At 73.4% G+C, this 12,223-nt stretch carries 14 protein-coding genes; 10 read left to right on the top strand and 4 right to left on the bottom strand.

The features are described 5' to 3' along the window. Nucleotides 1–172: 172 nt before the first annotated feature. On the top strand, nt 173–904 hold the full coding sequence (locus tag ABZS66_RS30060; protein WP_354763460.1) for an SDR family oxidoreductase: 732 nt from the start codon (nt 173–175) through the stop codon (nt 902–904). Here the strand turns inward: ABZS66_RS30060 and ABZS66_RS30055 are convergent. After that, nucleotides 862–1,497, bottom strand: a complete 636-nt coding sequence (locus tag ABZS66_RS30055; RefSeq protein ID WP_354763458.1) for a DUF4386 family protein — start codon at nt 1,495–1,497, stop codon at nt 862–864. The genes ABZS66_RS30060 and ABZS66_RS30055 overlap by 43 nt on opposite strands. Before the next feature lie 93 nt (nt 1,498–1,590). Here ABZS66_RS30055 and ABZS66_RS30050 point away from each other — a divergent pair, with 93 nt between their 5' ends. Continuing rightward, on the top strand, nt 1,591–2,253 hold the full coding sequence (locus tag ABZS66_RS30050; RefSeq protein ID WP_354763456.1) for a TetR/AcrR family transcriptional regulator: 663 nt from the start codon (nt 1,591–1,593) through the stop codon (nt 2,251–2,253). Here the strand turns inward: ABZS66_RS30050 and ABZS66_RS30045 are convergent. Further along, entirely contained in the window at nt 2,242–3,345 is a 1,104-nt protein-coding gene (locus tag ABZS66_RS30045) for a serine hydrolase domain-containing protein (RefSeq protein ID WP_354763454.1), read from the bottom strand. The genes ABZS66_RS30050 and ABZS66_RS30045 overlap by 12 nt on opposite strands. A 54-nt stretch (nt 3,346–3,399) precedes the next feature. On the opposite strand from ABZS66_RS30045, the gene ABZS66_RS30040 reads away from it, so the two are divergent. The 4 genes from ABZS66_RS30040 to ABZS66_RS30025 are packed head-to-tail and all read left to right on the top strand — an operon-like array spanning nt 3,400 to nt 6,757. Beyond that, nucleotides 3,400–4,191 (top strand): alkaline phosphatase family protein, encoded by a 792-nt coding sequence (locus ABZS66_RS30040; protein WP_354763452.1) that lies wholly within the window; start codon nt 3,400–3,402, stop codon nt 4,189–4,191. Nucleotides 4,192–4,200: 9 nt separating this feature from the next. After that, a complete protein-coding gene (locus ABZS66_RS30035) occupies nt 4,201–4,920 on the top strand; it encodes a GntR family transcriptional regulator (RefSeq protein WP_354763450.1) in 720 nt (239 codons plus the stop codon). A 32-nt stretch (nt 4,921–4,952) separates the two neighbouring features. Continuing rightward, a complete protein-coding gene (locus ABZS66_RS30030) occupies nt 4,953–6,059 on the top strand; it encodes a TIGR03364 family FAD-dependent oxidoreductase (RefSeq protein ID WP_354763448.1) in 1,107 nt (368 codons plus the stop codon). After that, nucleotides 6,053–6,757 carry a phosphonatase-like hydrolase gene (locus ABZS66_RS30025; RefSeq protein WP_354763446.1) on the top strand — a complete coding sequence of 235 codons (705 nt, stop codon included), beginning with the start codon at nt 6,053–6,055 and terminating at the stop codon, nt 6,755–6,757. The genes ABZS66_RS30030 and ABZS66_RS30025 overlap by 7 nt, the downstream gene beginning before the upstream one ends. On the opposite strand, the gene ABZS66_RS30020 is transcribed toward ABZS66_RS30025, so the two are convergent. After that, the gene (locus tag ABZS66_RS30020; RefSeq protein ID WP_354763444.1) at nt 6,692–8,059 is read right to left on the bottom strand and encodes an NAD(P)/FAD-dependent oxidoreductase; all 1,368 of its coding nucleotides are present in this window, start codon (nt 8,057–8,059) and stop codon (nt 6,692–6,694) included. The genes ABZS66_RS30025 and ABZS66_RS30020 overlap by 66 nt on opposite strands. A 75-nt stretch (nt 8,060–8,134) precedes the next feature. Between ABZS66_RS30020 and ABZS66_RS30015 the strand changes: the two genes are divergently transcribed. Further along, nucleotides 8,135–8,584 (top strand): MarR family transcriptional regulator, encoded by a 450-nt coding sequence (locus ABZS66_RS30015; protein ID WP_354763442.1) that lies wholly within the window; start codon nt 8,135–8,137, stop codon nt 8,582–8,584. A 49-nt stretch (nt 8,585–8,633) separates the two neighbouring features. Here the strand turns inward: ABZS66_RS30015 and ABZS66_RS30010 are convergent, their stop codons facing one another. After that, the gene (locus ABZS66_RS30010; RefSeq protein ID WP_354763440.1) at nt 8,634–9,176 is read right to left on the bottom strand and encodes a hypothetical protein; all 543 of its coding nucleotides are present in this window, start codon (nt 9,174–9,176) and stop codon (nt 8,634–8,636) included. A gap of 300 nt (nt 9,177–9,476) precedes the next feature. Here ABZS66_RS30010 and ABZS66_RS30005 point away from each other — a divergent pair, with 300 nt between their 5' ends. From ABZS66_RS30005 to ABZS66_RS29995, 3 genes are read left to right on the top strand one after another with little or no spacing between them, the layout of a single operon-like run. Beyond that, a complete protein-coding gene (locus tag ABZS66_RS30005; RefSeq protein WP_354763438.1) occupies nt 9,477–10,391 on the top strand; it encodes an oxidoreductase in 915 nt (304 codons plus the stop codon). Further along, nucleotides 10,388–10,987, top strand: coding sequence for a PadR family transcriptional regulator (locus ABZS66_RS30000; RefSeq protein ID WP_354763436.1), 600 nt, complete (start codon nt 10,388–10,390; stop codon nt 10,985–10,987). The genes ABZS66_RS30005 and ABZS66_RS30000 overlap by 4 nt, the downstream gene beginning before the upstream one ends. A gap of 31 nt (nt 10,988–11,018) precedes the next feature. Further along, the gene (locus tag ABZS66_RS29995; protein WP_354763434.1) at nt 11,019–12,194 is read left to right on the top strand and encodes an NAD(P)/FAD-dependent oxidoreductase; all 1,176 of its coding nucleotides are present in this window, start codon (nt 11,019–11,021) and stop codon (nt 12,192–12,194) included. Nucleotides 12,195–12,223: the final 29 nt, after the last annotated feature.

Below are 12,223 nucleotides of genomic sequence, written 5' to 3'. Positions count from 1 at the left end.
GGCGGCGGCTGACGGTGCGCAGGCGATGTGGGGAGCCGCGGTGTGCGCGCGGCGTGCGGAGGGCTGCGGTGCGTGGGCGGTGTGGGGCGTGGGGCGCGGGCGCGGCGTGTGGGGTCGGCGGCCGGGCATGGGGCTGGTGTCGGTTGGCGGGCGCCGCAGTAGCGTGGCGGCCATGGACAAGGTCACCATCGTCACCGGCGGGAGTCGGGGGATCGGGGCTGCCGCCTGCCTGCGGCTGGCTCGGGACGGGCATCGGGTTGCGGTCGGGTATCAGCGGGCCGCGGCGGCCGCGGAGGACATCGCGGCGGCCATCCGCGATGGTGGTGGGCGGGCCGTTGCCGTCCAGGCCGACACCGCAGTCGAGGACGACGTCGTCCGGCTCTTCGACGCCGCCGCCGCCGAGCTCGGCCCGGTCACCGGGCTGGTCAACAACGCCGGGGTCATCTCGCCGCTCGGGCGGCTGGCCGACCTGCGCGCCGAGGACCTGCGGCGGGTCATGGACGTCAACGTGGTCGGTGCCTTCCTGTGTGCGCGGCAGGCGGCCCGCGTGCTCACCGACGGCGGTGCGATCGTCAACGTCTCCTCCGGCTCCGCGACCCTGGGCAGCCCGCACGACTACATCCACTACGCCGCCAGCAAGGCCGCCCTCGATGTCCTCACGATCGGGCTGGCCAAGGAGCTCGCCGCGGAGGGCATCCGGGTCAACGGTGTCGCCCCGGGCTTCATCGACACCGACATCCACCTGAGCAGCGGCGACCCCGACCGTGCCGAGCACGTGGTCGGCCGTATCCCGATGGGGCGCCTCGGGACCCCGGACGAGATCGCCGAGGCCATCGCCTGGCTGCTGAGCGACGCGGCCTCCTACGCCACCGGCACCACCGTCCGGGTCACCGGCGGGATCTGACGGCGGCGGACGATCAGGCGGATGCCCAGGGCGACCAGCCACAGGCTCCAGCCGACATACCCCACGAAGTTCGCCAGGTCGGCGCCCGGCACGTCGAACGGCACCAGCAGGCCGGTGGCGATCATCGCCGCGGTGACGATGCCGGCGCCGGCCGACCAGCGGTCGAGGCGGCCCGCGCGGTGCAGGCCCAGGGCGACCAGCACGGTCCAGGCGGCCGTCAGCGCATAGCCGGCGCTCTCGCCGATCAGCTGGCCGAGCACCAGGTTGAGGGTGCGGAAGGTCTCCGGGTCGTCGACGAACGGGACGATCAGCGGCCAGCGCAGCAGGCCCGCGACCTGGACCGCGGCGGCGGCGACGCCGACCCGCACGGCCGCGCGGGAGGTGCCGAGGCCGATCGCGACCGGGGCCAGGAGGCCGGCGCCGAGCGCCAGCAGCAGGAACAGGCCGCCGATCACCCACGCGTCGGCGTGGAAGCGGGCGAGGACCTCGGCCGGCGGGTCCTGGAGCACGTCGGGGTAGCCGAACACGGATCCCAGGCCGGTGAACGCGACGTTGGCGACCACGGCCGCCCCGATGAGCAGATAGCCGATCATGATGAGCTCCAATCTGTACGGTGTTCAGTCTGGACAGTGTTCAGATTGGACGGTGTACAGTTGCTTTGTCAAGCCCCGGAGCGAGGAGGACCTGTGGCACGACCCGGACCGCGCGGTGACCTGTCCGACGCCGCGATCGTCGACGCGGCGCTCGACCTGCTCGACGACCGCGGGCCCGACGGGATGTCGTTACGCGGCATCGCCACCGCGCTCGGCGTCGCGCCGAACGCGCTCTACACGTACTTCCCGGACAAGGCGGCGCTGTTACGCGCGGTGGTCGACCGGCTCATCGGCACCCACGCCGACCTCGACGCGCTCGCCGACCCGGCCGTCCCGGTGCGCCGGCGCATCCACCGGCTCGCCGCCGGCCTGCGCGACGGGCTGATCAGCCACCCGGGCGCCGCCGGCCTGGTGCTCGGCGCCCCCATGGACGGCGCGCAGGCCCTCCTGCTCGGCGAGCGCCTCCTCGACGCCCTCGCCGACGGCGGCCTGGAGGACGACGAGGCGGCCCGCGCCTGCTACCTCATCATCGTGTACCTGCTGGGCTTCGTCGCCCTGGAGGCCGTCGAGCTCGACCCGACCGCCGCGGCCCCACCGGAGGAGGAGCGCATGCTCGCCCGACGCAAGGCCTTCGACGCCGTCCCCGCCGACGTCTACCCCCGCACGGCCCGCACCGCGGCCACGATGTCGGCGTATGTCGGCACCGGCCAGTTCACCTGGGGCCTCGACCGCATCCTGGACGGCTTACACCTCTGAGGACGACGAGGAAGGCGAGGACGAGGCGAGGCAGGCCTCCAGGGCGTCGTACATCGCGTTGCCCCGGTCGTGGTCGGCCAGGTGCCGGGTCACGTAGGCCAGCCGGTAGTCGGTGCGCGGGTCGCCCGCGAACGTGCCGCCCGCGGAGGAGCCGCCGATGCCGCCCATGCCCACCCACGACTCGTCGCGGCGCCAGCCCAGCGTCCACTCCGCGTCCTCCTGGAGCAGCCGGTCGTAGCCGTTGACCTGGGTCGACAGCGCCTCGGTCAGCAGGTCCGCCGGGAGCAGCGAGGAGAGCCGCTCGTAGAGGGAGGCCAGGCCGCGGGCCGTCGTGTGGCCGTTCACCGCGGGTAGTTCGCCCTCGCGCCACGCGGCGCCGTTCAGCACCGACGTCGACAGCAGGTCGGGCGGGTTGCCCAGTGCGCGCGCCCACAGGTCGCCGTGGCCGTGGATCGACGCCGACGGCCAGTCGGGCGAGCCGTGCTCGACCTCGGCGCACCGCACGATGTCCGCCGGCGACAGCCCGAAATGGAAGTCCACCCCGAAGGAGGCCACCACCGAGCCGATCGTCTCGCCCGTCGCGCCCCGGAGGATGGCGCCCAGGATGTTGCCGTAGGTCAGCGCGTGCTCGCCCACCGCCGTCCCGGGCTCCCACTCCAGCGGCGAGGCGGCGATCGCGGCGGTGAACCGGGGCCAGTCCAGGGCCTCGGCCGCCGTGAGCGAAGCAGCGACGGCGGGCAGCCCCGCCTGGTGCGACAGGGCGTGGCGGACCGTCGCGCCGGGGTGCGGGAACTGCGGCCAGTAGCGCACGATCGGGGCGTCCAGCTCGATCCGGCCGTCGGCGACCCGCGCCAGCACCGCCAGGGCGGTTACGGGCTTGCTCGCCGAGAAGACCGTGACCAGCGTGTCCGGCTCCCACGGGCGGGTCCGGGCGGCGTCGGCCCAGCCGCCCCACAGGTCGACCACGAGCACGCCGCGCACGTAGGCGGCGCAGGAGGCGCCCGTCTCCGCGCCGCTGTCGAGCAGCTCCCGGAAGGTGTCCGCCACGGATTCGAAGCCGGGGGCCACGCCGCCGCCCATCGGGGTCTTCACGCGGCACACTGTAGCGTCACGCGGCGTTCATCCAGTGGGGTTTTGCTGTCGGCCGTGCGCAAGCTGCTCGTGGTCGGCATGGACGGCCTGAACTGGCCCGTCGTCGAGGCGGCCGACATGCCGCTGCTCAAGGGTCTGGTCGCCGAGGGTGCGGTCGGTCACAGCCTGGTGCCGTGCCCGCCGGTCGCCGAGTCGTCGAGCGGTCCGGGCTGGTCGACGATCGCGACGGGCGTGTGGCCGGGCCGGCACGGGGTGCGCGACAACGGGTTCGCGGGCGCGCGCTACGCCGAGTTTCCCGACTTCCTGACGCGGATGTCGCCACGGTACCGCACGTATTCGGCGGTCGGCTGGGCCGAGCTGCACCGGCAGGGCACGTTCGGCCCGGCCGTGGGCGTGCGGGTCACCTTCGACGGCGAGGCCGACGGCTACGGGAGCGCGGACGCGAGCGTGACGGCCGACGCGTGCGGGCGGCTGCGGGACGTCGACGCCGCCTTCGTGTACCTGGGCAGCACCGACGACGTCGCCCACACCGTCGGGACGGGCGCGGCCTACCGGGCCGCCGCCGAGGAGCAGGACCGCCGGCTGGGCGAGGTGCTGGCCGCCCGGGGGCCGGGGGAGTGGCTGGTGATCGTCACGACCGACCACGGCCACCGGGTCCCCGACGGCGGGCACGGCGGCTGCCGCGAGGACGAGCGCGGCACCTGGATCGTCGCGGCCGGGCCGGGCATCGCGGCCGGTGGGCGGCCGTCGGGGACGGGTCAGGTCGACGTGGCGGCGACCGCGCTGTACCACTTCGAGCTGACGGCGGAGCTGGACGGCCGTCCATGGCAGGAGGCCGTGCGATAGAACAGCGGGATGACCAGCGCAGTGGACGGCGGGGTGCCCTCGCACGGGCGGATTCCGAAGTACTACGCCGTGAAGGCGCAGCTGCTGAACCTCCTCTCGGAACTGGGGGTGGGCGCGCTGCTGCCCGCCGAGCGGGACCTGGCCGCGCGGTTCGGCGTGTCCCGCTCGACGCTGCGCCAGGCGATCTCGGAGCTGACCGTGGAGGGGCGGCTGCGGGCGCACCGGGGGCAGGGCACGTTCGTCGCCGCGCCGAAGATCGTGCAGCCGCTCGCGCTGGTGAGCTACACCGAGGCGCTGCGCGAGGCGGGTCACCGGCCGGGCCGGCGGGTGGTGACCGCCGAGCAGGTGCCGGCCCCGCCCGAGCTGGGGGAGGGGCGCGCCTGGCACCTGGAGCGGGTGCTGCTCGCCGACGCCGAGCCGCTGGGCGTGGAGAGCACGTACCTGCCGGTCGCGCGCTTCCCGGACCTGCTCGACGGCTTCGACCCGACGACGTCGCTCTATGCCCACCTGGCCGCGCGGTACGGGGTCCGGCACGCCGAGGCCACCGAGCGGATCGAGACCGTCCTGGCCACCCCGCGCGACGCGCTGCTGCTCGGCACCAACCCGGCGGTACCGCTGCTGCTCATGCAGCGACGCTCGCTCGACAGTGCCGGCGTGCCGATCGAGTGGGTGCGCTCGCTGTATCGCGGAGATCGCATTGGCTTCGAGACCCGGCTGCGAGTAGATTAAAGGTTCAGACCTTTAACTGAGTGGGGTGACCGGTGCGGATCGTCATCGTCGGCGGCGGGGTGCTCGGCACCATGCACGCCTGGCATGCGGTGGAGCGGGGGCACGAGGTGGTGCACCTCGAGCGCGAGGCGGAGGCCCGCGGCGCGTCGGTGCGCAACTTCGGCCTGGTGTGGGTCTCCGGCCGCGCCGAGGGTCCCGAGCTGGCGACCGCGCTGCGGGCCCGGCAGCTGTGGGAGGAGATCGGCGCGCGGGTTCCCGGCGTCGGCTTCCGCGGCAACGGCTCGCTGACCCTGTGCCGCACCGAGGCCGAGCTGGAGGTGGCCAGGACGGCCCTGGCGCGGGACTCCGCGGCGACGCGGGGCTGGCGGCTGCTGTCGCCGGCCGAGGCGCGGGCGCTCAACCCGGCGCTGCGCGGATCGTTCCTCGGCGCCCTGCACTGCGCGCTGGACGGCGCCGTCGAGTCGCGCGTGGCCCTGCCCGCGCTGCGAACGCTCCTGGAGGCATCCGGCCGGTATGCCTGGCGGCCCGGCCGGGAGGTGCGCGACGTGTCGGCGGACGGGGTCGTGGACGACCACGGTGAGACCCACGCCGGAGACCAGGTCGTGCTGGCCACCGGCGCCGCGCTGAGCGGGCTGGTCCGCGAGCTGGCCCCGGCGCTGCCCGTGCGGCGGGTCTGGCTGCAGATGGCGCAGACCGAGCCGCTGGGGGAGCCGCTGACCACGTCGGTCGCCGACGCCGACAGCTTCCGCTACTACCCGGCCTACGACGCCGCGCCGCTCGCCGGGCAGCCCCAGCCGCCCGTCGCCGCCGAGCACGCGATGCAGCTGCTCATGGTGCAGCGCCTCGACGGCGGCCTCACCATCGGCGACACGCACGCCTACGCGGAGCCGTTCCCGTTCGACCAGGTCGAGGCGCCGTACGACCACGTCACGCAGGTCGCGTCCGAGCTGCTCGGCCGGCCGCTCCCGCGGATCGTCAGGCGGTGGCACGGGGTGTACGCCCAGTGCCTCGACCCGGCGGCCGTCGCCCACCGTTCGCAGGTCCGGCCCGGCGCCTGGCTGGTGACCGGCCCGGGCGGCCGCGGCATGACCTGTTCCCCCGCAATCGCCGAGCAGACGGCCGAGGAGTTGGCGTGGTAGCACTGGTGGTCCTGGACATGGCCGGCACGACGGTCCGCGACGACGGCCTGGTCGAGCAGGCGTTCACGGCGGCGATCGGCACCCAGGGGGTCGCGCCGGACGACCCGGCGTACGCCCCGATGCTCGCCCACGTCCGCGCGACGATGGGCGAGTCGAAGATCAGCGTCTTCCGCCACCTGCTAACCGGCGACGAGGCCCGCGCCCAGGGCGCGAACGCGGGCACCGAGGCTCGCGCCCAGGCAGCGAACGCGGCCTTCGAGGCGGCCTACGGCGACCTGGTCGGCGCCGGCCACTGCGTGCCGATCGACGGCGCCGCGGCCGTGGTCGAGACGCTGCGCACCGCGGGTGTGAAGGTGGCCCTGACGACCGGCTTCTCCCGCGCGACGGCCGACCGCATCCTGGCCGCGCTGGGCTGGCAGCAGCTGGCCGACCTGACCCTGGTGCCGGCCGAGGCCGGTCGCGGCCGCCCGTTCCCCGACCTGGTCCTGACCGCGGTCCTGCGGCTGGAGATCGACGACGTCCGCGAGGTCGCGACGGCCGGCGACACGACCTACGACATCCTGTGCGGCCTGCGCGCCGGCGCCCGCACGGTCACCGGCGTCCTGACCGGCGCACACGATGCCGAGGCGCTGTCAGCCGCGGGCGCCACCCACGTCCTGGAGTCGGTCCGCGACCTCCCCGCCGTCCTCGGCCTCTAGGGTGCCGCGGGTCTCGTAGAGGCCGGCCTCGAAGCGGCGCTTCAGGGCCGGGATGCGGTCGGTCGCGCGCAGGAACGCGCGCTGACCGGCCAGCGCCAGGCGGCCGATGACCGGCTTGTGGATCAGCTGGTCGCCACCGGTCTGCCGCTTGGAGGCCTCGACGGCCGCGAAGCCGTACTCCAGCATCGCGCGTTCGTAGGCCGCCACCGCCTCCAGCAGCGGGCGACCGCTGGTCAGGGCCTGGACCAGGTGGTGGGCGTCGCGCAGCGCGGTGTTGGCGCCCACGCCCTGGCCCGGGGTCATCGTGTGGATGGCGTCGCCCAGCAGGGTGACGTTGTCCGTCGGCCAGGGGTCGACGCGCACCGAGGTGCGGATGTTGATCGGGAAGCACGTGCTCGGGTCGGTCAGGGCGAACAGCCGGTGCAGGCGGGCGTCCCAGCGCGGGGTCATCCGGATCGCCAGGTCGACCAGGTCGCGGCCGTGGCGGTCCATGACGTCGGCCGGGAACCGGCCCGTCGCGGCGGACAGGCCCCAGTTCAGGTAGTCGCGCGTGTTGTCGAACAGCAGGCCGGGCCACGCGGCCAGCAGGTCCGCGTCGTTGCCGGCCGGCTCCGGGCGGCCGTCGGCCGACCACGGGAACTCCATCCAGTGCAGGATGCAGGCCAGGCCGCGCGGCGCCAGGATCAGGCCGATGCCGGGGAACAGCCCGGGCGGCATGAGCGCGGTGCTCTCCGGGGTCATCGGCACCTTCGCGGCGATCGCGACGATCCCGGCGTCCTCCAGCCGGGCGTGCGGGAGCCGCTGGCGGCGGACGGGCGAGTTGACGCCGTCGGCCCCGACCAGCAGGTCTGCGGTGTCGGCGGTACCGTCGGCGAAGTGCGCGGTCACGCGACCGTCGGGCGTGTGGGAGTACCGCTGAAACTCCTTGTCGAACCGGATGACGTCCTCCATGCCGGTGAACAGGACCTGCCGCAGCGTCATCCGGCTCACCGACTTCTCGTCGTTGACGTCGTCCGCCGCCGGTCGCAGGCGGAGCGTCAGCGTCGGGCGGAGGCGCTCGTCCAGGAACGCGAACCACTCGGGCGCCCGGGCGCAGGTGGCGACGAACGTGCGGTACAGCTCGGGCGGCAGGCAGGCCTTGAGCGCGCGGCTCCCGTGCGGGTCGATGCCGACCCGGTAGCCGTGCAGGCCGCTGGTGCGGGTGCGGTCGCGCTCGTAGACGACGACGTCGACGCCCGCGCGGCGCAGCCCGTGCGCGAGGCACATGCCGCCCGTGCCGGCGCCGATGATGATGACTCGCATGCGTACCGCCTTGATTGTTGAGTGACTAGATTTTCTAGTTACTTACGGTACGAGCGATCCGGTAGGCTGGCAAGGGTGAGGCCCCTGATTGCCGAGTTCGGCGAGCTGATGCAGGCGTACCAGCGCGCGGTCGACGTGCTCGACCAGCGGGTCGCCGACCGGCTCGGCCTCAACCGCACCGACATGCGCTGCCTGGAGCTGCTGTTCGCGCCGGAGCCGCTGAGCCCGGGCGAGCTGGCGGCCGCCGCCGGGCTGACGACCGGCGGGGTGACGACGGCGATCGACCGCCTGGAGCGGGCCGGCTACGTGACCCGGGTGCGCGACTCGGCCGACCGGCGGCGGGTGACGGTGCGCCCGACCGACCACGCGACGCGCGTCGCCGGCGAGATCTTCGGGCCGATCGTCACCGAGGGCAGCGCGTTCATGGACCGGTTCGACGACGCCACGCTCACGAGCATGAACGAGATGCTGCGGTTCGTGACGAGGCAGCAGTACCACCACGCCGCGCGACTGGTGGGCGAGTGAACCGGGGACGGCGTCAAGACCGTGATCATGTTCTGACCGGGGATCATCCCTACTGATACGTGCGCCGCCCGGGCCGCACCACTTCCTGGAGCAGCGCGAGCCGGGTGGCCCCGACAACGACGACGGCCAATGCGAGGCGCCAGACCGCGACCCCGAACTCGACGGACGTGATGTGCCCCGCCCCGAACCGCCCCTGCACGCCCGACAGCAGCGGGAAGCTCAGGATGAACAGCAGCAGGGCGACCCCGGCCGCGGCCGGCGCGATCCAGATCCGCCGTGGCCGCTCGAACGCCGCCCAGGCGATCCCGGCCACCACCACGGTCCCGGTGATGATGACCATCGCCACGGCGATCGCCACCGGCCGGTGCCCGTCGAGCCGGCTGGCCGCCGCGATCCCCCATCCGGTCCACTCGACCCCGCCCCGGACCAGCAACGCCTCCGAGTCGAAGAGCTGCCCCTGGACCGTGATCGTGTTGTCCTCGCTCGCCCACGGCAACGAGAGGGCGAGCAGCGCGACCAGTGCCCCGACCAGGGCGACGACACGGGCGCCGAGCCCGGCTGGGGTGGGGCCGGAAGCGTTCGGTGCGGTCATGCCCGTACACCGTAGTGGATCGGACATACGCGGCGCCGGTCGGGTTTTCGACCCGGTGACCCATTTACCGGCCACCCACCGCGCCGCCCGGGAACCCTGAGATTCGCTGTGGGGGACATTCCCCGATGTGCGGAGCACCTGCCACCGGGCAGGCTTACGGCCACGGAACTCCGAACGGGGGGAAGGCGGCGGCGCAGGGGGTTGGGGGTGCGCCGCCGCCATCGACTCGTAGTGGGGCCGGGTGGGGGGAACGGCACGTGGTGTGGCTGGGGTGGGGGTGGCGGGCCGTAGGCTGGCCGTGTGAAGAGCTTCCCACTGGGCGGTCGGAAGGTGCACCGGGTCGGGTTCGGGGCCATGCAGCTTCCCGGGCGTGGGGCGTTCGGGCCGCCCCGGGATCGGGCCGAGGCGCTGGCCGTGGTGCGGCGGGCCGTGGAGCTGGGGGTCGACCACATCGACACGGCCCAGTATTACGGGCCCGACGTCGCGAACGAGCTGTTGCGCAGCGCGTTGTATCCGTACCCCGAGCGGCTGGTCATTGTCAGCAAAGTGGGGGCCGAGCGGGACGCCCATGGCGGGTGGGTGCCGGCGCAGCGGCCCGAGCAGCTGCGGGCCGGCGTGCTGGAGAACCTCAAGGCGCTCAAGCTCGAGCAGCTCGCGGTGGTCAATCTGCGGCTGACCGGGCACGGGGAGTTCGGCGAGCAGCTCGACGCGATGATCGCCATGCGCGACGAGGGGCTCATCGGGGGGATCGGGCTCAGCAACGTCGAGGTGGGGCAGCTGCGGCGGGCACTCGGGCGGACCGCGATCGCCTGCGTGCAGAATCCGTTCAACCTCGTCGACCGGGGGTCCGAGGGCGTGCTGCGGGAGTGTGCCGAGCGCGGGATCGCGTTCGTGCCGTTCTTTCCGCTCGGGGCCGCGTTCGGGCGGGAGCGGGTGATCGGGCACCCGCGGGTCAAGGACGTCGCCCGGCGGCTCGACGTCATGCCCGCGCAGGTGGCGCTGGCCTGGGTGCTGGCCGTCGCGCCGAACACGCTGCTCATCCCAGGTACGTCGCGGCTGGAGCACCTCGAGGAGAACCTCGCCGTCGCCCACATCCAGCTTGACGAAGGGTCGCTGGCCGAGCTCGGCGTGGTCGGGGACATCGACCAGCGCGCGACCAAGGAGGGCGCCGCCGAGGCCGAAACGGCGATCAAGCCGAAGGGCGGCGGGCGATGAGCAAGCGGAAGGTCGCCAACCTCCTTGCGCTCGCCGCGCTCGCATACCTCAGCCAGGCGCCGATGCACCCCTACGAGCTGAGCAAGGCACTGCAGGCCAACGGCGACGCGCGCAGCATCAAGTTCACCCACGGGTCGCTGTACATGGTCATCCAGCAGCTCGCCAAGGCCGGGTTCGTGGCCGAGCAGGCCACCAGCCGCGACGGCCAGCGGCCCGAGCGGACCGTGTACGCGATCACCGCGGAGGGGCGGGCCGAGCTGCGCGACTGGCTCCGGGAGCTGGTGGAGCAGCCGCAGCACGAGTACCCGGCGTTCGTCTCCGCGCTCTCGCTCATCGGCGCGCTCGAACCGGACGAGGTCGTCGAGCTGCTCGACCAGCGGCTCCGGCGGCTCCACGCCGTGCGGGCCGAGACGCAGCGGGCGATCGATCTGGCCGACAGTGAGGGCGTGCACCCGTTGTTCCTGGTCGAGGAGGTATATCGGGTCAGGCTGATCGATGCCGAGACGGCCTTCGTGGGCGAGTTCATCGAGAAGATCACCACGGACTGGGGGCCGACGTGGGCAGCCTTCCACGAGGAGTTGCGCGCGAATAGTTGACTCTGACTAGTCAGAGCTGAATACTTGAGCCATGAAGGCGATCGTCATCGGGGGCGGGATTGCCGGCCCCGTCGCAGCCATGGCGCTGCAGAAGTCCGGGATCGAAAGTCGTGTGTTCGAGGCGTACGACGGGACCGCCGACGGCGTGGGCGGGGCGCTCAGCATCGCGCCCAACGGGCGTACCGCGCTCAAGGCCATCGATGCCGAGCACGTCGTCGAGCGGATCGGCACCCCCATGGCCGGGATGGTCATGCAGAGCTGGACGGGCAAGCGGCTCGGCGAGTTCGGCAGCCCGGCCGACCTGCCGCCGATGCTGCTCGTGTGGCGGGCGGAGCTGTACCGCGCGCTGTACGACGAGGCCGTCCGGCGGGGCATCGCGTTCGAGCACGGCAAGAAACTCGTCAACATTGATGGTGACGAAGCCCGGTTCGCGGACGGCACGACCGCGGCTGCCGACGTCATCATCGGCGCCGACGGGATCCGTTCCACCACCCGGCGCCTGATCGACCCGGCGGCGCCCGAGCCGCGCTACGCCGGACTGCTCGGCTTCGGCGCGCGCGTGGCCAAGACCGACGGCCTCGACGACACCCACGACAAGATGCACATGGTGTTCGGCAAGCGGGCCTTCTTCGGGTACCAGGTCGGCCCGGACGAGGGCGGCTGGTTCGCCAACCTGCCGCACCGCACGCCGATGAGCGCCGCCGAGGCGCGCGCGACCGGCAACGACGAGTGGCTGCGACGGCTGGCCGAGGTGTTCCGCGACGACCGGGTGCCGGCCGTCGAGCTGATCCGCCGCACCGACCCGGACCAGCTGGTGGTCACGGGCGGCCTGGAGGACATCCCGAGGGTGCCGACGTGGCACCGCGGCAGCGTCGTGCTCATCGGCGACGCGGCCCACCCGACCAGCCCGAGCTCCGGGCAGGGCGCCTCCCTCGCGATCGAGAGCGCGGTCCAGCTCGCCCGGTGCCTGCGCGACCTTCCCCGGGAGCAGGCCTTCCAGCAGTACGAGCGGATCCGCCGCCAGCGCGTGGAGCGGATCATCAAGATGGCCGAGCGGACCAACAGCGACAAGGCCGCCGGGCCGGTCGGCCGGGTGCTGCGCGACCTGCTCATGCCGGTGCTGATGCGGTTCGCGCAGCCCAGCTCGTTCGCGTGGCAGTTCGACCACCCCATCGACTGGGACGAACGTGTCGCGTTGCCGACCTGACCGTCGGTGAGGGATTGCTACGGTGCGTG

Source organism: Dactylosporangium sp. NPDC005572 (assembly GCF_040605515.1).
Taxonomy (GTDB): Bacteria; Actinomycetota; Actinomycetes; order Mycobacteriales; family Micromonosporaceae; genus Dactylosporangium.
Note: the sequence above shows the minus strand (reverse complement) of the source record. Positions and strands in the feature narration are given on the sequence as shown.

Coding starts and splice junctions, on each gene's coding strand:
- ABZS66_RS30060 (WP_354763460.1), top strand. CDS start 173: ATGGACAAGGTCACCATCGTCACCGGCGGGAGTCGGGGGATCGGGGCT.
- ABZS66_RS30055 (WP_354763458.1), bottom strand. CDS start 1,497: ATGATCGGCTATCTGCTCATCGGGGCGGCCGTGGTCGCCAACGTCGCG.
- ABZS66_RS30035 (WP_354763450.1), top strand. CDS start 4,201: ATGACCAGCGCAGTGGACGGCGGGGTGCCCTCGCACGGGCGGATTCCG.
- ABZS66_RS30020 (WP_354763444.1), bottom strand. CDS start 8,059: ATGCGAGTCATCATCATCGGCGCCGGCACGGGCGGCATGTGCCTCGCG.
- ABZS66_RS30010 (WP_354763440.1), bottom strand. CDS start 9,176: ATGACCGCACCGAACGCTTCCGGCCCCACCCCAGCCGGGCTCGGCGCC.
- ABZS66_RS30000 (WP_354763436.1), top strand. CDS start 10,388: ATGAGCAAGCGGAAGGTCGCCAACCTCCTTGCGCTCGCCGCGCTCGCA.
- ABZS66_RS29995 (WP_354763434.1), top strand. CDS start 11,019: ATGAAGGCGATCGTCATCGGGGGCGGGATTGCCGGCCCCGTCGCAGCC.